The sequence below is a fragment of the Enterococcus pseudoavium NBRC 100491 genome (assembly GCF_001544295.1).
Taxonomy (GTDB): Bacteria; Bacillota; Bacilli; order Lactobacillales; family Enterococcaceae; genus Enterococcus_A; species Enterococcus_A pseudoavium.
On the sequence record NZ_BCQF01000008.1, the window covers coordinates 60,606 to 80,610 of the forward strand.

Here is a 20,005-nt window from a genome sequence, read left to right on the forward strand (position 1 = left end):
AATCTCTATCGCAAAGTTTTTCTAGCAAAGTATCTCTGGTAGAAAAACGTGGTAGAAAAAATAAAATAACACAAAAAAAGCGGCTTTTCAGCCGCTTTTGGTAGAAGATTGGAAAACTCAGATAGAAAAAGAAGGATTTTTAGCTCTTTAGAACGTTGATAAATCCCCATTCTCGCTGAGTTTTGCCATTATCTCCTATACATCTTAAATTCCAAATACAAATCATTATAGATTCCTAGATATTCTGGTCCTAGATCTTTATAGACTTCTAAATGACTGATCGTAGCATCATCCGGATAAAATTGTTTATCACCGGAGATACTTTTCGGCAACATCGCCAACGCTTTTTTATTAGGTGTCGAGTAACCAATGTATTCAGCATTTTGTTTGGCTGATTCAGGTTTCAGCATGAAATTTATAAAATCATAGGCACCAGTTTTATTTTTGGCGGTCTTGGGCATCACGATATTATCAAACCAGAGATTAGAGCCTTCTGGTGGAATCACATAATGCAAGTGTTGATTTTCTGCCATCATATCAGCGGCTTCACCGGAAAAGGTCACGGCCACGGCACTTTCTTCGTTGGCCATGTACATCTTGATCTCATCGGCGACAATCGCTTTAACATTGGGTGTCATCCCATTCAATTTCTTTATGGCTTGATTTAATTGGGAGCGATCTTTGCTGTTGATGGAATAACCGAGACTGGTCAATGACAAGCCCATGACTTCACGTGCACCATCGATCAACATGATATTATTTTTTAATTCTGGACGCCATAGATCATCCCAGTGTTGGATTTTTTCTCCTGAGACAAATTTGTCATTATAAACAATTCCTAACGTGCCCCAGAAATAAGGGATCGAGTATTTATTCTCTCGATCAAAATCCAAGTCTAAAAAGCGTTGATCAATGTTTTCCAGCCCTTTGATTTTTGTATGATCCAATGGCAGCAATAATTTTTCTTTTTTCATTTTTTGAATCATGTATTCACTAGGAATGGCGATATCGTAGGCCGTTCCCCCTTGTTTGATTTTTGCTTCCATTGCTTCGTTGGAATCAAAGGTCTCATAATTGACTTTATAGCCATATTCTTTTTCAAACTGTTTGATTAAATCAGGATCAATATAATCGCCCCAATTATAAATATTCAGCACTTTGGAACTGGCATTAGAGGAGTGGTTCAAACGAACAACCCACAATGTCAGCAAGAGGATAATAACGATGACACCGATAAACAGTGATTGTAATTTTCTCATTTCAGCACTGCCACCTCCTCAAATTCTCGTTTACGTTTACGAGCCTTCTTCGAGGTATCGCGACTAATAAAGTAATAGCCTACGACTAAGATAAGCGAGAAAATAAAGACCAGCGTCGATAAGGCATTGATTTCTAAACTAATTCCCTGGCGCGCTCGTGAATAGATTTCCACCGACATGGTCGTGAAGCCATTACCAGTCACGAAGAATGTCACGGCAAAATCATCTAATGAATACGTAAAAGCCATGAAATAACCGGCGATGATTCCCGGTGTCAAAAACGGTAAAATAATATTGGACAATACTTGAAAGTTATTTGCTCCCAGATCTCGCGCCGCATCGATCATCGAATCGTTCATTTCTTTCAGCTTTGGCAAGACCATCAATACCACAATCGGAATACTGAAGGCGATATGAGAAAGCAAGACACTGACAAAGCCTAACTGAAAGTTCTTCAAGACACCGCCCAGCATCGTGAATAGAATCAAAAAGCTAGCCCCGATAATGACATCTGGTGAAACCATCAAGATATTGTTCAGACCTAATAAAGTATTGCGAGAACCCCGCTTCTTCGTATAATAGATCCCCATCGCGCCAAACGTTCCAATTATCGTCGCCAGTAACGCGGATAAAAAAGCCAAGATAAAAGTTTGGAGTACGATTCCAATCAAACGGCGATCAGCAAAAAGATTTTGATAATGTTCCCAAGTAAAGCCAGTGAAGTTGCTCATATTACCACCGGCATTAAAAGAATAAAAAATTAAATAAAAGATCGGGATATACAACAAAACAAAAACGAAAATCAAATAAAGATTGGCCCACGAAAATTTTCTTCTCTTCATTTCACCCGACCTCCTTTTCTTTTTTCACCAGTTAGCATCATTACGATGAACATTGCCACGATCAAAATCACACCGATCGTTGAACCCATCCCCCAGTTTTGAGTGACTAAGAAATGTTCTTCGATTGCAGTCCCCAGTGTAATCACACGATTTCCTCCAATCAAACGGGTCAACATGAATAATGAGAGTGACGGGATAAAGACAGCCTGTACGCCACTTTTGACTCCATTCAATGACAAAGGAAAAATTACTCGTCGGAAAGTATCAAAATTATTTGCTCCTAGATCACGACTCGCACTAATCAACGAAGGATTGATTTCCTCCAAAGCATTAAAAATCGGCATAATCATAAAGGGCAGCTCAATATAGGCTGCAACGAACATAAAACTAAAATCAGTAAATAGCAGCTGTTTTTGTCCGATGCCAATGAAGCTTAAAAAGTCATTGACGGAACCATTAGCACTAAAAATCCCAATAAAAGCATAGGCCTTCAGCAATAGATTGATCCACGTCGGCAAGACCACCAATAAAAGCAGCAACTGACGATGCTTCAGCTTGGATAAGAAATACGCTGTGGGATAGCTGATTAAAAGTGTCATCAAAGTAATCAAAAACGCAAACAACACGGAATTGACTGTCATCATCAAATAAGTTTTTGACGTCAAATAAGTGTGATAATTACTCAAAGTAAAATTGCCGTTCATATCAAAGAAGGATTGATAAACAATTAAAATAACTGGTGCGATCACAAAAAATAGCAACCAGAAAAAATATGGAATCGAATATAGCCGACGCATATTTTTCACGATAGTCCCCTCCATTCAAAAAGTCTGGAAAATACCCAGACAGTCTTAATCTTCATAACTTTCTAATCGAGCTTCGAAGTCTTCTTCGCTTTCATTAAAGCGCATCACGTGAATGTCCTCCGGCTCGAAATACAGCCCGACTTTGCTGCCGATCTTGGCTTTCTTCGTTGAGTGGACCATCCACTCATTGCCATCGGAGTCGATCCCGTTCATTTCATAGTGGACCCCCCGGAATAACTGGCTATCAACGGTCACAACTAATTTGCCTTTTTCTGGCGTCGTCAAACTTAGATCTTCCGGCCGTAAAACGACTTCAACCGGTTCGTTGGGGCGCATCCCGCCATCGACACATTCAAATTCCTTGCCGACAAATTTCACTAAGTTATCCTCTAACATCTCACCCGAAACGATATTACTCTCACCAACAAAATCGGCTACAAAATGATTGATTGGTTCATCATAAATATCCACTGGTGTGCCACTTTGCACGATCCGGCCTTTATTCATAACAAAAATCTCATCACTCATCGCCAAGGCTTCTTCTTGATCGTGGGTAACGAAAATAAAAGTAATCCCTAAACGTTTTTGTAATGCACGCAATTCATATTGCATATCTGTTCGTAATTTTAAATCTAATGCCGATAATGGTTCGTCTAACAATAAAATCTTCGGTTCATTGACGATGGCACGAGCAATCGCGACACGTTGCCGTTGCCCTCCAGACATTTCAGTGATCTCACGATTCTCATACCCCGGCAATTGGACCAGCTTCAAGGCTTCTAAGACCTTTTTTTCGATCTCTTGTTTTGATAATTTTTTGATTTTTAAGCCGAAGGCGACATTATCAAAAACATTCATATGAGGAAACAAGGCGTAATCTTGAAAGACCGTATTGACTTGTCGTTTATTGGCTGGGATATCATTCATGCGCTTATCTTCAAAAAAAATATCCCCTTCACTCACATCCGTAAAACCGGCGATGATTCTTAAAATCGTTGTTTTTCCACAACCGGAAGGACCAAGCAGCGTATAAAAACGGCCTTCTTCAATATCAAAATTGATTTTTTTCAATACGGGATCATCATCGTCGTATCGTTTAATAACATTCTTAAATGAAATAATTGTGTTTGCCATGACTTCACGTCCTTCTATTATAAATAAGATTCGGTGGCGACGATCATCACTTTACTGATCCCTTTCGCCTGATTTTGTAAACGATGAGGCTTGGTAGCTTCGTAATAAATACTCTCACCTTGTTCTGCTTCGTACAATTCTTCTCCGAATTGCAACGCAACCTTACCTTCCAACACATAGATAAAAGTCTCTGACAACGAGGGACTAAATTGTTTATATTGGCCCTTTTTATCAAAGTTCAGCAAGATCGGCTCCATTTCCTTTTCGTTTGATTCGGGAATCAACCACTTAATATGATAACCGTGTTCCTCGTCACTGTAAAAAGTTGTGTCTTTCTCTTTGTAAACGATCTTTTGATCTCCCTTTTTCTGCCTAAAAAAATCCTCCGGTGTAATGCCTAAGACTTCTAAAATATCGAAAAAGGTCTCCATCGACGGTGAGCTGAGATCTCGTTCTAATTGAGAAATATAGCCCTTCGAAAGATCTGTGCGTTCCCCTAATTCTTCTTGGGTCAAATTTTTTTGAATTCTAAGATTTCGCAATTTATCGCCAATCTTCATCAGCTCAGCCCCACTTTCTTGTTTGCTAATAGTAAACTTATTGTTTAATAGCACCATTCAAGTATACGAACTTTTAATTAAAAATCAAGCATTCTAAAAAAAATCTTTTCATTGATATTTCGCAAATAATTCGGAAAAGAAAGTTGCTTTTTCTTTCATTTTCGCTAAGATAGTAGTAACAATTTGTTTAAATATAAGGAGGTACCAAAATTATGACTTATCGTCAGTTTCGTGTAATAAATCAGGATACTTTCCATACTGCAATTGAAACATTTACTAAACCAGAGATCGACGAACACGAGGTTTTAATCCAAGTTGATTATTCTGGAATCAACTATAAAGATGCGCTAGCTACGAAAGCGAATACAGGCGTCCTAAGAGATTATCCTATGACACCAGGTATTGACTTGGCGGGAAAAGTACTAGAAACGAAAGATGCGCGTTACGCTATTGGGGATCAAGTGTTAGTGACCGGCTATGGTCTAGGAGTCAAACAAGATGGTGGCTTAAGCGATTTACAAGTCGTTCCAGCTGATTGGATCGTTAAATTACCGCAACAGCTTTCGGCTAAACAAGCAATGACTTTTGGTACGGCCGGATTTACCGCGGCCTTAGCTGTCGATGCTTTATTGACTCACGGGCTAACTGACCAAAGCCGTGTCTTAGTAACCGGCGCGACTGGTGGTGTTGGGGGATTTGCTTTACATTTTCTAAAGCAGATTGGCTGTCAACAAATCATCGCTTTGAGCCGCAAAGAAGATCAAGCCGACTACTTGAAACAATTGGGGGCAACAGAAGTGCTTTCGCCTAATGCCTTGTTCCCTGAAAAAAGTCGACCATTGAACAAACAATTAGTTGATTTTGTAGTAGATACGGTCGGTGGCGACACGCTTTCCCAAGTCATTCCTTTCGTCAATTACGGCGGTAGCTTAGCCATCTGCGGCAATGCTGGCGGCATCAAGTTGACTACAACGGTTCTCCCTTTCATTTTACGCGGAGTAAATATATTGGGAATTGATTCAGTCGAAGCTCCAATGGAAAAACGCCAAAAACTTTGGCATAAAATGGCCAATGAATGGGCCTTATCAGAAACTATTCAAGCCCAAGAAATCACTTTAGATCACGTGCAGGAAACAGCGGACGCGTTACTAGCCGGCAAACATGTCGGACGAACGATCGTTAAGCTAGAGGGAGAAAATTAAATGCGAATCTTAATTACATCCGGTGGTACTTCGGAGAAAATCGATGATGTTCGGGCAATCACCAATCATTCCAGCGGCAAATTAGGAAAAGCAATTGCAGAAAGTTTTCTTAAAGAAGGCGCAGTGATCGACTTGATTACTACTCGTCAGGCCGTTTTACCCGTGGGGGATAATATCCATCCTCATTATATCGAGACGACGGCCGATTTAGCCAAAACATTAAAGGCATTGATGACCACTCATTCCTATACAGCAGTGATCCACAGCATGGCCGTCAGTGATTTTACGCCAGAAAGTTCTGTCACCATCGAAGATTTGGAGACTACGGTGGCTCAAAATCCAGCTGACCTCCCCGCTGCACTGTCAAAAATCGAAGCAGAACGCACGGAAAAGAAAATTTCTTCTGATACTGATCGTTTAGTGATTGTTTTGAAGAAAAATCCTAAAATTATCTCTTTAATTAAAGACTTACAACCGAAAACAATTTTAGTTGGCTTCAAGCTGCTTGTGGATGTACCGATGCTTAAATTGTTGGACGTAGCTGAGAAAAGCTTAGAAAAAAATCGAGCGGATTTTATTTTAGCAAATGATCTAGCAGAAATTCACGGAGAGACGCACCATGGTTATCTGATCGATAAACAGCACCAAGTCAAAGAAGCCCACACTAAGAATGAGATTGCCACTTTAATCAAACAAGAAGTCATGAAGTTGGAGGAAGCGCAATGAAAAATATTTTGTTAGGCGTCAGTGGCAGTATTTCTGCCTACAAAGCAGCCGATATCACAAATGAACTAACTAAAATGGGCTATCACTTGGATGTTGTGATGACTAAAAGCAGCACTAAATTCATTACTCCTTTGACAATCCAATCACTTTCCCATCGTCAAGTGCATCTTGATGTGATGGCTGAACCGGATGCGGCGTTGATCAATCATATCGCTTTAGCCAAAGCGGCTGATCTTTTTTTAGTAGCTCCCGCTTCTGCCAATACCATTGGCAAACTGGCTAACGGCATCGCCGATGATCTATTATCAACCGTTGCCCTTGCGTTATTGCCAGATACACCTAAGATCATCGCACCGGCAATGAACACTTATATGTACCAAAATCCGATCGTCCAAAGAAATTTGGCGACTTTAAAAGAAGTTGGCTATGAAGAAATCGTTCCTAGAGAGGCTCTACTAGCTTGTGGCGATTACGGTCGCGGTGCCTTAGCCAATGTTTCTGATATTGTCCATGTTGTAAATTCAAAACTAAAGGAGTAACTAAATGAAAGAAAACAATGTAAGAAGCTTTACTTTGACCGCCATGTTTTTAGCAATCATGATTATTTTGGCGGTCACCCCGCTTGGGTTTATCCCGATTGGTCCGATCAATGCAACGACGATGCATATTCCCGTGATCATTGCTTCGATCGTCCTAGGCCCACGAATTGGTGCCGGACTAGGAGCCGTCTTTGGAGTGATTAGCTTGACGCGGGCAACCATCTTAATCACACCGATGTCCTTTGTCTTCTCACCTTTTATCGCAAATCCTTTGACGAACCAAGGTGACTGGCGCGCTATTATTGTAGCTATTATTCCTCGTATCTTGATTGGTGTTGTGCCTTATTTTGTTTATAAAGGACTTCATCACTTATTGAAACAAAAAGCGCGACCAGTAAGCTTATTTGTCGCTGGCGTTGCAGGTTCCATGACTAATACGATTTTAGTCATGAATTTAATCTTCTTTTTCTTTAAAGACAGCTATGCCAATGTTTTGCAAATAACAGCTGATGCTGTTTACGGGGTAATCCTAGGTATTATCTTCGGCAGTGGCTTGGTAGAAGCAGCTGTGGCTGGGATCGCCACCATGGGAGTCTGTGCCGTTCTCTTACGACTAATGAAGAAATAAAAAAGACTTGGCAGCACTCGCTAATGAATGCTGCCAAGTCTTTTTTATTTAGGTTCTTCTCCTAAGATTCGAACTTCCGTTTCAAGTGTAACATCAAATTTTTCTTTGATGGTCTGTTGAATATGAGCGATCAGCTCAATATAATCCGTTGCCGTCGCATGATTGATATTCACGATGAAGCCAGCATGTTTTTCAGAAATTTGTGCTCCACCCCAAATCAACCCCTGTAAGCCAGCATCTTGAATTAATTTTCCGGTGAAATGTCCGACTGGGCGTTTAAAGACACTCCCACAAGAAGGGTATTCTAAAGGTTGTTTTAGTTCTCGCAACTCGGTTAACTCAGTCATCCGTTTTTCAATCTGCTGATGATCGCCAGGTGTCAGCTTAAAGCGAGCACTTAAAACGATCGCCGGTTGTTCTTGGATCGCTGAATGACGGTAAGAAAAATCCATTTGATCTTTATACCAAGTTTCAAAAGTACCATCCGCTAATAAGACATCTACTGATTCAAAAACGTCTTCCAATTGACCATCGTAAGCCCCGGCGTTCATGAAGACCGCACCACCAATACTGCCTGGGATACCACAAGCAAATTCAAATCCGGTCAAGGAATGATCCAAAGCAACGTAAGTCGTATCGATCAACTTTGCCCCCGCTTGAGCTGTGACAATATTTTCTTCTACGCGAATCGTAGTCATATCCGTCAACATAATAACTACACCACGAATACCGCCGTCACGCACGATCAAGTTACTAGAATTCCCTAAAACAATCCAAGGAACCTCATTTTGACGACAGTAATCGACTAAAGCTTTTACTTCTTGATTGTCTTTCGGAAATGCTAGAGCGTCCACCGGGCCGCCAGTCTTTGTAAACGTATAATTCATTAATGGTTCGTCCAAAAGGATTCTTAAATTCGGCAAGGCATTTATTAAGTCTGTTGTTTTCAATTTCTCATACCTCTCTGACCCCAAATGGGGGATTTTAACATCCTTGCTATTTTATCACGCAAGAAAAAATCTTTCCACCCTTTAAAGCTGGTGACGAATATGCTGTTTCAGCATCCCTTCACAGAGTTCATGGCTTAACAAAACATCCTTTTGGCGCAAGTTCACCGTTTCATTTGAAACTGCCGCGATAAATGCTTTTACCAATTGTTCAAAACCGCGTTTTTCCAATGTCGTCACCCAATCGCCAAAGCGTTGGAGTTCTTCGACTTGTCCCCGCTTAATCGTCAAATCAGTCAATTGATCTAAAAATAGCGTTTGTTGCGGCGCGCTAACTTGATAGCGTTCCAGCTTTCCTCCACTCATTAGATCCATCGACAGGATACATTCGGTGGTTGCTGTTGACAGCTGCATTTGCGCAAAAGTCATCTGTCCGGCTTCCTCACGAATCTTGGAATGGACAGACATAATCTCGTCGTCTAATAAATATACCGCCGTATCGACCAAATGAATAAACAAGTCATAAATGCCGTATTGAGTGTTCATGGCATGATCCGGTTCATTTTTTTGCAGCTGAATCACCCGTTTATTTGGTAGTTGCTTTAACTGATCTACCATCGGTGCAAACCGGCGATTGAAGCCCACCATGAACAACAACCCTTTTTCTTCAGCGAGTTTCTGCAGTTGACGAACCTCCTGAAAGTCTTCACTAACTGGTTTGTCGATAAATACTGCTATACCAGCATTCAAACATTTTTGAGCCGTCTCAAAATGAGCTTTCGTTGCCACATGAATAAAACAAGCTTCGATTTTTTCAGCTAATAATTCATCAATGGTCGTAACAGTGTGGGAAAAGCCATATTCTGCTGCAATCTTTTGCCGCACTGCGTTATTACGAGTGGCAAAAATAAATTCTGCTTTCTGCCGCAGTTTAGCATAGGTTGGCAAGTAAGCTTTTTGGGCGATTCCGCCAATACCGATAACTCCGATTTTCATAAGTAGGACCCCTTCTTTAAATAAATTTTTTCAAAGCAGAAAACACTCAGCTGAGATTCTTTGCTTTCCCGCTTTTTTTCGTTACAATTAGTCCATGAATAACTCATCATTCAAGGAGGAATGTACGGTGAAATTAATTTCTTGGAACGTCAATGGCTTACGCGCCGTGATGAAAAAGAATTTTATGGATGTTTTTAACGAATTAGATGCAGATTTTTTCTGTCTACAGGAAACCAAACTGCAGGCTGGACAAATCGAGATGGATTTACCCGGTTACTATGAATATTGGAATTACGCGGAGAAAAAAGGTTACTCCGGCACTGCAATTTTTACGAAACACAAACCAATGAATGTCACTTACGGCCTTGGGATCGAAGAACATGACCAAGAAGGTCGTGTGATCACGCTAGAGTATCCCGAATACTATGTGATTACCTGTTATACACCTAATTCCCAAAATGAATTGAAACGGCTAGACTATCGCATGACCTGGGAAGAAGCCTTCTTAAATTATTTAAATGACTTGAAAGAAAAGAAATCCGTCATTTTCTGCGGAGATCTCAATGTTGCCCATGAAAAGATCGATTTAAAAAATTGGAAAACCAATCAAAAAAATGCCGGCTTTACGCCACAAGAACGAGAAAAATTCAGTATCTTATTAGAAAACGGCTATCTTGATACCTTCCGCTATTTTTATCCAGACCAAGAAGGGATCTATTCTTGGTGGAGCTATCGCTTCAATGCTCGGAAAAACAATGCTGGTTGGCGGATCGACTACTTTGTTGTTTCCGAAGACTTAAAAGAAAAATTACAAGACGCTAAAATCCACACCGAGATTTTTGGCAGCGATCATTGCCCCGTTGAACTTGATATCAATCTTTAAAAAGTTTGAAACTTTTGGTTTTGGACTTTCGCCGCTGAAAAAAATATGGTAAAACAAAGGCGAAGAGGTGAATCTGTTGAATTTTATCGCGATGGACTTTGAAACAGCCAACTACCAAGCACATAGCGCCTGCTCGTTGGCCTTAGTCATGGTCAAAAATAGCCGAATCGTTGGTGAATACTACTCCTTAATCAAACCAGAAACCGATTTTTTCTGGAAAAATATCCAAATCCATGGGATTCACCCAGAAGATGTGGCCGATGCGCCTAAATTTCCGGAAGTCTGGCAAGAGATCCAAAAATATTATCAGGAGAATCGTTTGATTGTCGCCCATAACGCTGGTTTTGATACAAAAGTTTTAGCGGGCTGTCTCGATTATTATGACTTAAAGCAACCCTCTTATCTTTCTCTTTGTACTGTGCGAACCAGTCGAAGGTTATTCCCTGAAATGCCAAATCATCGCCTGAACACGGTTTGCGAAAAACTAGCGATTCCCTTGGAGCATCATCATGATGCGCTAGAGGACAGTCGGGCCTGTGCCAAGATCCTACTTTATCAAGAGGATCACTTTGGAGTTGATCCTTTGAAAAAATTAGTTTTACCCATGTAAAAAACGTTAAACGGCTGTTTCGACTGAAGCAGTCGTTTTTTAATTGATTAATTTACTCATCAATAAAACGTCTAAGAAGTTTCCCTCGACATCCCGCGCGCCGCGGACCAGCTTGGCTTCTGTCGCAAATCCAAATTTTTGATACAAGTGAATGGCTCGTTGATTTCTTGTTTGAACAGTTAACTCCAAACGCCGCAATGGCGAAGCCTGCTCACTCCAATCAATCACTTCATCTAATAATGCCGTTCCTAGACCGATCCCCCAGTATTCTTTTAAGATACTGATCCCGATCTCACCGATATGTGCAACCGTATATTCGGAAGCCGCTTTAACAGAAGCCATTCCGAGAATCTTTTCATCCGCAAAGGCTAAGAGCAGCAAATTATTTTCACTTTCATAAAGGTCGGCTAATTGCAGACTTAATAAATCTTCTGGCAAACCTAGACCCACTTCATCCATAATCAAAAAATCTGTTTCCGCGGCAATTTGCTGACTGACTCGTAACACTTCCGCCGCATCAGCTGGGATTGCTTCTCTCAATGTGATCTCAACTTCACTCATCAGCTGCCCACGCTTTCAAAATTCGCCCTTCAAATTGTTTAGCTTGCTCACCCTTCGCAATTAAATCCACTCGCCGTAAATTTTCATCCTGACCATCTTTGGCTAAAATCAATTCTAAATAGTCTTCTGGCAAATAATCACCTAACTGTTGTCCCCATTCGATGACCGAAAGACCCTCCCCTTCAAAATAATCATCTAACCCTAAATCATCGGCACCCGCTTCGATCCGGTAAACATCCATGTGATAAAGCGGTAAACGGCCTTGTTGATACTCGCGAATGATCGTATAGGTAGGGCTTTTAATCATTTGATCAATTCCTAAACCTAAGGCAATCCCCTTTGTTAGAGTCGTTTTTCCAGCTCCAAGATTGCCAGTTAAAACTAAATTATCGCTGGGCTCTGCCACTGTGCCAATAATTTTTCCTAATTTTTCAGTTGCTGTCGTATCTGCTAACGTTATCACGCTGTTCTCCCCTCATTTCTTACTACCAATTTAGTATAACGATTTAGGCATTAGGAGAAAAGAAAAAGATTCTTCTGTAAATTAATAACGACAAAAAAACAGACTAAGCGACTGGCTTAGCCTGTTTTTTGTCATTAATTTATCCATAAATTACGTTCTTTTCCTGAATTTATGAGATCTTTTTCCCAAGTAATAACTCCACGTTATGTGACCCTTTTTTTATAATCCAGCCTAAAATCAAGACCGCAACAAGCGAGATAACAATCAGTACAAAACCGATTATCCTAAGTGTTTGATGAAAGTTTGCTCCAAATAGAATCAGGGTTAAAGCTATCGAAGATAGAATCAGCATATTCCGTACCCAACGTTTCAAATTCTGGAGCATCTTCATTTGAAATTTGACTTCTTCTATATAAGCTTCTTTTGTTCGTTGATCCATTATCTGACAGCTCCTTGCTAAACTCGATTATTGATAGACTAGTATTGCAAGCCAGGGTTAAAGAAGCCGATCAATACACCGACAAAAGCAATAACTACCAATAATAGCATTACTTTGACTGGCGACAAGCCCTTTTTAGCTAATAAATACCAGCATAAGAAAACAAACACGGCAGTTAGAAATCCTGGATAAACACCATCTAGTGTTTTTTGTAGATCTAAGAAGGGCTCTTTCGCGCCTTCCGCAGTCATTGTAAAGGCTGTTTTAATTGACACCCAACTTGCCGCAACGGATCCGATTACAATTCCACCAATCAACGTGATAGATTCACGAATCGCATCGCCTTTAGCACCTACTAAAAAGTCAACGGCTTTCCCACCAAGATCATAACCTTTGAAATAAATGAATCTCATACCAAAGTATGCAAATAAGTTCCAAGCAATAATGTAGAAGATCGCCCCTAAAGGTGAACCTCCATTTGACATCCCTAATGCAATCCCCAATAAAATTGGAATAACTGTACCGACAACTAGCGAATCGCCGATCCCGGCAATCGGTCCCATTAGACCGGCACGCAACCCATTGATTGCCTCATCATCTACATCCTCAGCACCTGCTGCTCGTGCTTCTTCCAAACCTGCAGTAATACCAACAACTACTGCTCCTAACTGCGGCTCCGTATTAAAGAAGGCAGTGTAAGTCTTAATTGCATTTAACTGATCTTCTTTTTTCTCGTACAGTTCTTCAATGATTGGCAGCATCGAGCATAGATACCCAAACGTCTGCATATGCTCCTGTGAGAAGCAAGTCAAATTTCCATAATACCATTTATGAAAGGACTTGGATAAAGTCTTCTTAGAAATCTTTTTCTCCATCGTTAAATATCCTCCTCATCATCATCGATTGAAACACCCGCAGTAGCTACTTTTCCCATTTGGATTGATTTGATTCGATAATTAATTAGCGCAAACATCCCAGCAATAACGGTTGCAGATACCAAATTGATTCCTAAAGACGCTGCCAAGGTGAATCCGAAGAAAAATGGAATAAAGTCAGTAGGCTTCGTAACAATTTGTTTTAACAAAATCGCAATCCCGACAGCGGGCAATAAAGAACCTACCGTAAATAAAGTTTTCATTGCTAAACCGTCCATTGGAAGATAATCCTTGATTAAATCAACCATTGGTGCGCCCATTCTACACATAACTAGTGTTGGAATAAATGAACAGATTAAATGTGAGATCCATGGCAACCCATAATTGACAAGATTCAATTTTTTCAGGTCACCTTTTTCCACCGCATTCCAACCAATGTGCTGCCACGCCAAGTTAATTGTCGCAGTCCCATAAAATAAGACCGTTCCTAAAGTACCAACCATCGTCCCAAAAGATGTCGCTAATGCTGCTCCATCTGGACTTGCTGCATCAATGCCATAACTTTTCAATGCGATCATTGCTAGAGGAATCCCAATATAACTAACGGCACGAACATCGGCAGAGACTGTTCCTCCAGGAGTTACTAATGCGATATAAACTAACTGCATGGCTGCCCCAACTAAAATTCCGGCTTTTAAATCTCCTAAAACGATTCCGCAAATCAACCCACCGACTAACGGACGTCCAAGTGTATAATTCCCGATTGATGTACCACCCAACCCAGGCATACTTGATAAACAAGCAAACAGCCCTAAAATTGCTGCTTGAATCCAACTAATCTCCATAGTGTGCTATACCCCTTTCCAATTTTAATAACCAAATTTTCCTTTGAATTTACTCCATGAGCCGATTGAAACATCTGGTAGTAACGAGAACTCAATCTCATAGCCTGCCTGACTCAACTTTTCAAAAGCATCCGCCTCTTCTTGTGTGATACTTTGATTGTTTCCTAACTTAACCGCACCCTCACGATCGTTACAGGGACCAACGATAATTTTTCTGATTCCTGGATCAAAACCATCTTCCACAAAAAGTTTACACATATCAATTGGATTTTTAGTAATTAAAAAATAGCGTGAATCACTGTCTAATACTTTTTGTGACTTTTTGATAAATTCATCCATACCCCATACAAACGTTTTTTTCTCACTGGCAGCTTTATAAGCAGCCTTTAGCACATCATTAGAAGCGGCTTTGTCGTTAACAGCAATCAGACCGTCACAGGGATACTCTTTTGCCCAACGAGTCGTTGTCTGCCCATGAATGATCCGATCATCAATTCTTACAAATGAAACTGTCATAATTTATTCCTCTCCTCGTTATATTTCGTCTTCTAGATCTTCTTTGACTAATTGAAATTCTTTAAGTGCTTCCTTGGCCTCACTCGTTACCTGTCTGACTAATTCTTCTCTTGTAAGTGAATCTTTCATCAACGCGGTTGTTACTGCTAAAGGTAAATTCATACCACCAATCACTGACAGTTTCTCTGCCAACCCTTTTTCTGTTAAAAGAGTCATTGCAGTAGTTAAGGGTGAGCCCCCAATAATATCTCCCAATAAAACTACTTCACTATTTTCAGGAATATCATTGATTAATACTGAAAAATTCTCCGCAAATTCATCCACTGACTGACCATCTTGCAACCCGCATGATAAAACTTCCTCTTTTGGTCCAACTAACATCTTTAAAGCATCGGCCAAACCGTCAGCTAATTTCCCATGGGAAACTAGTAACAGATATTTCATTTCCATCCCTCCTTGTCTTTACACGTATAGCTTAACAAGAAAGCCTTTCCATTCCATCTGTTGTCTGTCATATCTTTTTCATGAATTTTTAACAAATTGACTATGACAATTGTCACCTTTTATTTGTAAATTGGTCTACTAGCTACTATTTCAGAAAAAGAGTCCTTCTTATGACATTGCATTTTCGCTACGCATCTCATCAAACTAAACGGTTTGTACTATTTTTTGTTTGATCAACTTAAAACTGCTTCATATGGAATAAACCACGGAAAGTTTGACTGGCAAAAAAACATGACCTTTTTAATAAGGTCATGCAACAAAAGGCTATTCTTTTAGATATTGGTCTACTTCTCGTTGGAGTGTCAATAGCGAAATATCCATGTCTTCGTTCGAGTTGATGAATTGTTGTAAACTCGTATCGATAATCTTCAACGCAGACTGGTATTTTTTAAACTGGCTATGGTTGACGGTCCCTTCCATCACTTCGTTCAAAAGATGGAGATCCACCATACTGTCTTTCGTATCTTCATTAATCAATGAAATCGTCTGATCAGAGCGCGTGACTTTCTTTAAAGGTGACAGTCCTTGCGAATACTCGATCAAGTTTTGTTGAACTTTTTGATCATAGCACAACGTTTTCAAAAATTCCCAAGCCAGTCGAGTATGTTTTGTATTGGCTGACATTCCCATGAGTAGCGTAGAAGTTTGACTATTTCCTTCACTCCCGCTAAGTGTCGGCATTTTTACACAGTCCCACTCAAAATTTGAATATTTCTTTACCCGCCAAGGATAAGGTTTATAGGTTCGATACTGTGCTAACGGCATCGGGGAAAATGCAATATCTCCTCTATCAAAATCATCCGCATTTACCGGGTACCCTTGATTGAGCTTTTGAAGTTTTCGAACAAAGTTAATGGCCTGTTTGAAAGAATCTTGGCTAAGATAACTGTTGTAGCCCTCTTCATCAAACACTTTACTTCCATGAGCAAAAACAGAGTCTAACCAATCGTAATCATAATAACCATATTGATCAATGACCCCATCTTGATTGCTATCTTTTGTGACTGCTTTAGATATTTTATAAAAATCATCCAAAGTCCAATCATTACTAGGAAGCGGTATCCCCTCTTTTTCTAACAATGTTTTATTCACAAACATTAACGTGGGGTTGCTCTCATAGGGTAATGCGTATTGGCTTTTTTGAAAAACACCAGATTGAATCGCACTCTTGTAGTACTCTTTTTTATCAAAGTCTTGGTCCCGTGCCATTAAGCTGTCCAAATCCTTCATCGCTCCTAGTGAACTAAGCGTATTGAAGTCTTCGCTCGGTACTAAAAAAACATCTGGTTCTTTCCCAGCAACGATCTTTTCCGATAACCAAAGAGAGTAATCTTCTTTTTGCACACCGCTATCATAGACAATCTTAACATTCGGATGTTCCTTTTTGAATTGCGCGATCGCATCATCAATCACTTGGTAACTATTGCCATTCGGAACATCCCAATTACTGCCAGCAAATACGCCTACCGTAATCGTTACTGGTCTGCGAGAATAACTTACTCCAAGAATGGCTGCTAAAACGGCTCCCAAACCGATCATTATTCCAATAATCTTTTTATTCATTATCAAAACCCTTTGCCGTTTGTCCAGATTGAACCGCCCAAATAGCTAATTGCGTTCGATCGCGTAAATTTAGTTTCGTGAGGATCGAACTCAAATAATTTCGGACAGTCCCTTCTGATAGGAACAATTTCTCAGCGATTTCTTTATTAGATAAGCCATAACCAACCTGTTGCAAGACTCGCCATTCTGGTTTGCTAATCGCTTCGGTATCTTTTTTGTCAACTTTGATCGTGTAGTTATTTTGATTCATCTTGGAAAAGGAACTAAAAACTTTCATCGCAATATCCGGATTGATCATCGCGCCTCCTTGATCCACAGTCAAAATCGCATGATACAGTTCATCCATCCCGACTCCCTTGAGTAGATAGCCGCTGGCACCATATCTCAAGGCACTAAAGACAAAATCATCATCATCAAAGGTAGTCAAAATAATAATTTTGGTTTCCGGATAGGTTTCCTTGACTGCTTTCGTACATAAAACACCGTCCATATTAGGCATCCGAATATCCATCAAGATAATATCGACAGGCTGCTGCTTCAAACAATTCAATACCTCAACACCATCGGCGGCTACACCTACGACAGACAGGTCAGAATGACTTGATAACACAACTTTCAATGACTCTCGGATCAACTCCTGATCATCGGCAATAAGAACTCTAATCATATTGTTCTCCTTTCTGAATAGGTATTTTCACTACAGTATGGAAACCAGCCTTTCCGTCAAAATGGACCTCACCGTTGATTACAGAAACACGCTCAACCATCTGCTTCAGTCCAAATCCGTAATGGAGGTCAGTCGTTCCCACACCATTGTCCTTAATATCCAAATAAATTAAGTCTTCTTCTTGGTAAAAACGGATGATCAGGCTTGTTGCGCCGCCATGTCGCATCGAATTGGTCATACTTTCCTGGATTACCCGAAACAAGACATCTTCTTTGATCGATTCAAAATCAAGATTACGCAATTGATAGTCCAATTCAACTTTCAAATGTGACACGCTAGTGAATTCAGAGATTAATTTCAGCAACGCACCTTTGAACCCCTGTTCTTCAAGTGCTCCGGGACGCAGTTTATTCAAGGAATTTCGGACTTCACCGATTCCTTGCCGAATTACTTTTGCCACAATCTTCAATTGTTTCTTTGTTTCTGGAACATCCTTATCAATCATCACGATACACGCATCTACGCCAGCAGCTATACCGGTGAGGGCGTGTCCTAACGTGTCATGGATCTCCCGAGCAAGCCGTTTGCGTTCGTTCCGCTCACCCATTTTTTCGATCGCTACTGAATAATTTTTCAATTCGCGATTGACTTGGTTGATCATGTCTAACTCTTTAGCAATTTTTTCATTTTCTTCCAGTTGATTAGTAATATATATAATAATAAATCCAATAAAAATCAGAATATTCAGTGTCACCAGGACACTTTGGATCGCAAACAGGACACTCCGCGTATCCATGTCGTAAATCTCAAAGAAGGTCTGGGGATTATTCATCGGGATCACAGCCGACGACACCTCATAGCTGGATAATAAGTATAAAATGATCAGTGCTACCAAGATCCAGCGCGAGGTAGAGTCCTTCCAATGGTAAATACTATCGCAAAATACTAAGAGGACAATCCCGTTATAGCCCATATTGAAGAGGTACATTAGCCCAAAACAAATTGCGAGTTGCGAAACTGTAAATACTACATCTAATAATTTATGATTGCGCGCAATGATTGTTCGATAATACATTAAAACAATCAACAAAATGAAAAGTAAAATCGAGGCAAAATAGACAATCTCAGGATTGAGGGGAACGTGATTGACTCTATCTAAAAAATTGCGTGCCATTCGATGATCGATAACATATTTCGTACCTACCAAGTAAACGGTCCCAAAAAAAAGCACAATGATAAAATTTAATGCCGTCATAATATTCTTGATGTTCGTCAATGAAATGTTATATTTTCTGCTCATCATTGCCACCCGTTTCCGTCATAATCCTCAACGTTCTTTGATGTTATTAGCTTCACTTTTACGACTACTTCGGATCTTCCATTGCCTTTTAGTAATTGGTACATCTCATCAGCAGCGATTCGTCCCATTGAAATCGGTGACTGAGCCACTGTTCCGACCACATTGGAACTGCTAGTGATTAAAGATTTTAATTCAGGCGTACCGTCCACTCCATAGACCTTTACTTCGGGGCGATCCACTTCTTCTAATGCTGCAATCGCTCCTAAAGCACTCGGATCGTTCAAAGCCATGACAACATCCACATCTGGCGTTTTCTTGAGCATTTCCTCCATCAAGGGCATCGCCTTTTCCAACTGACCTTGGCACTCTCCTTGATTAACAACTTGATACTGCTCATGTCCTTTGATTGTCGCTAAAAAACCATCGATGCGATCTTTAGCTGATTTTCTGGCTGTATGTTTTAATAAAATTATCTTCGCTTGCTCAAAGCGCGCCATCATATCCTTGGCACACTGGACCCCTGCATCATAATTATCTGAGACCACAGTCACATTGACTAACTCAGAATTTTTAACTGGCGCATCCACGGCAATAATTGGAATACCTGCCTTTTTCGCTTTTTCTAAAGCCGGTTTGACCGCTTCCGAATCAATTGGGTTAATAAAAATTCCATCCACCTTTTTATCAATAAAATACTGAATTTGTTCATTTTGCTTTTTAATATCCAAAACAGGATCCAAAGTAATTAAGGCATCACCACTGTTTTCAATTACTTTCCATAATTCATTATTAATTACTTCATAAAAAGGATTATTCATGGTCATAAAAGACACGCCAAAAACACGATTTTGTCTGCTTGGATTCTTATAGCCTAAAGAGTAAATGCCAATCACACTTATAAAAATTAGAATAGCTGCACCAACCTTGATACTCCAATGTCTTTTCATCAGCGCCTCCTATAAAGTAAGTAATAGAAAAAACTATGCCTCATTATTATCATACACTATTATAGAAGGCGTATCCTAGTGACATATGTAAGATTTTTTAGGAGATTCAATTTATCTTTCCTCCCTGAAGTAGAGCAGATAAAAATGGCATAAACTAACCCTCTTTCCTTTTATTATTCAGACTGATGTGCAA

At 40.1% G+C, this 20,005-nt stretch carries 24 protein-coding genes; 6 read left to right on the forward strand and 18 right to left on the reverse strand.

Annotation, left to right across the window (positions count from 1 at the left end; genetic code table 11):
* Positions 1–188 precede the first annotated feature (188 nt).
* Genes EP1_RS05560 through EP1_RS05580 form a run of 5 tightly spaced genes read right to left on the reverse strand, consistent with a single transcriptional unit; the run spans position 189 to position 4,601 of the window.
* Positions 189–1,259 carry an ABC transporter substrate-binding protein gene (locus EP1_RS05560; RefSeq protein ID WP_067624725.1) on the reverse strand — a complete coding sequence of 357 codons (1,071 nt, stop codon included), beginning with the start codon at positions 1,257–1,259 and terminating at the stop codon, positions 189–191.
* Positions 1,256–2,101, reverse strand: coding sequence for an ABC transporter permease (locus tag EP1_RS05565; RefSeq protein ID WP_067624728.1), 846 nt, complete (start codon positions 2,099–2,101; stop codon positions 1,256–1,258). The genes EP1_RS05560 and EP1_RS05565 overlap by 4 nt, the downstream gene beginning before the upstream one ends.
* Positions 2,098–2,907 carry an ABC transporter permease gene (locus tag EP1_RS05570; protein WP_067624731.1) on the reverse strand — a complete coding sequence of 270 codons (810 nt, stop codon included), beginning with the start codon at positions 2,905–2,907 and terminating at the stop codon, positions 2,098–2,100. The genes EP1_RS05565 and EP1_RS05570 overlap by 4 nt, the downstream gene beginning before the upstream one ends.
* 45 nt (positions 2,908–2,952) lie before the next feature.
* Positions 2,953–4,041 carry an ABC transporter ATP-binding protein gene (locus EP1_RS05575; RefSeq protein WP_067624734.1) on the reverse strand — a complete coding sequence of 363 codons (1,089 nt, stop codon included), beginning with the start codon at positions 4,039–4,041 and terminating at the stop codon, positions 2,953–2,955.
* Positions 4,042–4,058: 17 nt separating this feature from the next.
* A complete protein-coding gene (locus EP1_RS05580; RefSeq protein ID WP_067624736.1) occupies positions 4,059–4,601 on the reverse strand; it encodes a helix-turn-helix domain-containing protein in 543 nt (180 codons plus the stop codon).
* Positions 4,602–4,813: 212 nt separating this feature from the next.
* Here EP1_RS05580 and EP1_RS05585 point away from each other — a divergent pair, with 212 nt between their 5' ends.
* Genes EP1_RS05585 through EP1_RS05600 form a run of 4 tightly spaced genes read left to right on the forward strand, consistent with a single transcriptional unit; the run spans position 4,814 to position 7,696 of the window.
* Entirely contained in the window at positions 4,814–5,803 is a 990-nt protein-coding gene (locus EP1_RS05585; RefSeq protein ID WP_083507500.1) for a YhdH/YhfP family quinone oxidoreductase, read from the forward strand.
* The gene (locus EP1_RS05590; RefSeq protein WP_067624742.1) at positions 5,804–6,529 is read left to right on the forward strand and encodes a phosphopantothenate--cysteine ligase; all 726 of its coding nucleotides are present in this window, start codon (positions 5,804–5,806) and stop codon (positions 6,527–6,529) included.
* On the forward strand, positions 6,526–7,068 hold the full coding sequence (gene coaC / locus EP1_RS05595; protein ID WP_067624745.1) for a phosphopantothenoylcysteine decarboxylase: 543 nt from the start codon (positions 6,526–6,528) through the stop codon (positions 7,066–7,068). Before EP1_RS05590 ends, coaC begins: the two co-directional genes overlap by 4 nt.
* 4 nt (positions 7,069–7,072) lie before the next feature.
* Positions 7,073–7,696: an ECF transporter S component gene (locus EP1_RS05600; protein ID WP_067624749.1), complete on the forward strand. Its 624-nt coding sequence runs from the start codon at positions 7,073–7,075 to the stop codon at positions 7,694–7,696.
* Between the two features lie 44 nt (positions 7,697–7,740).
* Here the strand turns inward: EP1_RS05600 and murB are convergent, their stop codons facing one another.
* Positions 7,741–8,646, reverse strand: coding sequence for a UDP-N-acetylmuramate dehydrogenase (gene murB / locus EP1_RS05605; protein ID WP_067624752.1), 906 nt, complete (start codon positions 8,644–8,646; stop codon positions 7,741–7,743).
* An 81-nt stretch (positions 8,647–8,727) separates the two neighbouring features.
* A complete protein-coding gene (locus EP1_RS05610) occupies positions 8,728–9,639 on the reverse strand; it encodes a Gfo/Idh/MocA family protein (RefSeq protein WP_067624755.1) in 912 nt (303 codons plus the stop codon).
* Positions 9,640–9,766: 127 nt separating this feature from the next.
* On the opposite strand from EP1_RS05610, the gene EP1_RS05615 reads away from it, so the two are divergent.
* Positions 9,767–10,522, forward strand: a complete 756-nt coding sequence (locus EP1_RS05615; RefSeq protein ID WP_067624758.1) for an exodeoxyribonuclease III — start codon at positions 9,767–9,769, stop codon at positions 10,520–10,522.
* A 76-nt stretch (positions 10,523–10,598) separates the two neighbouring features.
* Positions 10,599–11,132 carry a 3'-5' exonuclease gene (locus EP1_RS05620; protein WP_067624761.1) on the forward strand — a complete coding sequence of 178 codons (534 nt, stop codon included), beginning with the start codon at positions 10,599–10,601 and terminating at the stop codon, positions 11,130–11,132.
* Positions 11,133–11,171: 39 nt separating this feature from the next.
* On the opposite strand, the gene EP1_RS05625 is transcribed toward EP1_RS05620, so the two are convergent.
* The 11 genes from EP1_RS05625 to EP1_RS05675 form a co-directional block, all read right to left on the reverse strand.
* Positions 11,172–11,693 (reverse strand): GNAT family N-acetyltransferase, encoded by a 522-nt coding sequence (locus tag EP1_RS05625; protein ID WP_067624764.1) that lies wholly within the window; start codon positions 11,691–11,693, stop codon positions 11,172–11,174.
* On the reverse strand, positions 11,686–12,156 hold the full coding sequence (gene tsaE, locus EP1_RS05630; protein ID WP_067624766.1) for a tRNA (adenosine(37)-N6)-threonylcarbamoyltransferase complex ATPase subunit type 1 TsaE: 471 nt from the start codon (positions 12,154–12,156) through the stop codon (positions 11,686–11,688). The genes EP1_RS05625 and tsaE overlap by 8 nt, the downstream gene beginning before the upstream one ends.
* 169 nt (positions 12,157–12,325) lie before the next feature.
* The gene (locus tag EP1_RS05635; RefSeq protein ID WP_067624769.1) at positions 12,326–12,595 is read right to left on the reverse strand and encodes a hypothetical protein; all 270 of its coding nucleotides are present in this window, start codon (positions 12,593–12,595) and stop codon (positions 12,326–12,328) included.
* Between the two features lie 38 nt (positions 12,596–12,633).
* Entirely contained in the window at positions 12,634–13,470 is an 837-nt protein-coding gene (locus EP1_RS05640) for a PTS system mannose/fructose/sorbose family transporter subunit IID (RefSeq protein WP_067624772.1), read from the reverse strand.
* Positions 13,471–13,472: 2 nt separating this feature from the next.
* Entirely contained in the window at positions 13,473–14,315 is an 843-nt protein-coding gene (locus EP1_RS05645; protein ID WP_067624775.1) for a PTS mannose/fructose/sorbose/N-acetylgalactosamine transporter subunit IIC, read from the reverse strand.
* A gap of 24 nt (positions 14,316–14,339) precedes the next feature.
* Positions 14,340–14,831 (reverse strand): PTS sugar transporter subunit IIB, encoded by a 492-nt coding sequence (locus tag EP1_RS05650; RefSeq protein ID WP_067624778.1) that lies wholly within the window; start codon positions 14,829–14,831, stop codon positions 14,340–14,342.
* A gap of 18 nt (positions 14,832–14,849) precedes the next feature.
* Positions 14,850–15,275, reverse strand: coding sequence for a PTS sugar transporter subunit IIA (locus tag EP1_RS05655; protein ID WP_067624782.1), 426 nt, complete (start codon positions 15,273–15,275; stop codon positions 14,850–14,852).
* Positions 15,276–15,599: 324 nt separating this feature from the next.
* Positions 15,600–16,898 (reverse strand): ABC transporter substrate-binding protein, encoded by a 1,299-nt coding sequence (locus tag EP1_RS05660; RefSeq protein ID WP_067624785.1) that lies wholly within the window; start codon positions 16,896–16,898, stop codon positions 15,600–15,602.
* A complete protein-coding gene (locus EP1_RS05665) occupies positions 16,891–17,565 on the reverse strand; it encodes a response regulator transcription factor (RefSeq protein ID WP_067624788.1) in 675 nt (224 codons plus the stop codon). Before EP1_RS05665 ends, EP1_RS05660 begins: the two co-directional genes overlap by 8 nt.
* Positions 17,558–18,865: a sensor histidine kinase gene (locus EP1_RS05670; RefSeq protein WP_067624791.1), complete on the reverse strand. Its 1,308-nt coding sequence runs from the start codon at positions 18,863–18,865 to the stop codon at positions 17,558–17,560. The genes EP1_RS05665 and EP1_RS05670 overlap by 8 nt, the downstream gene beginning before the upstream one ends.
* Positions 18,865–19,812: a sugar ABC transporter substrate-binding protein gene (locus tag EP1_RS05675; RefSeq protein ID WP_067624794.1), complete on the reverse strand. Its 948-nt coding sequence runs from the start codon at positions 19,810–19,812 to the stop codon at positions 18,865–18,867. Before EP1_RS05675 ends, EP1_RS05670 begins: the two co-directional genes overlap by 1 nt.
* Positions 19,813–20,005: the final 193 nt, after the last annotated feature.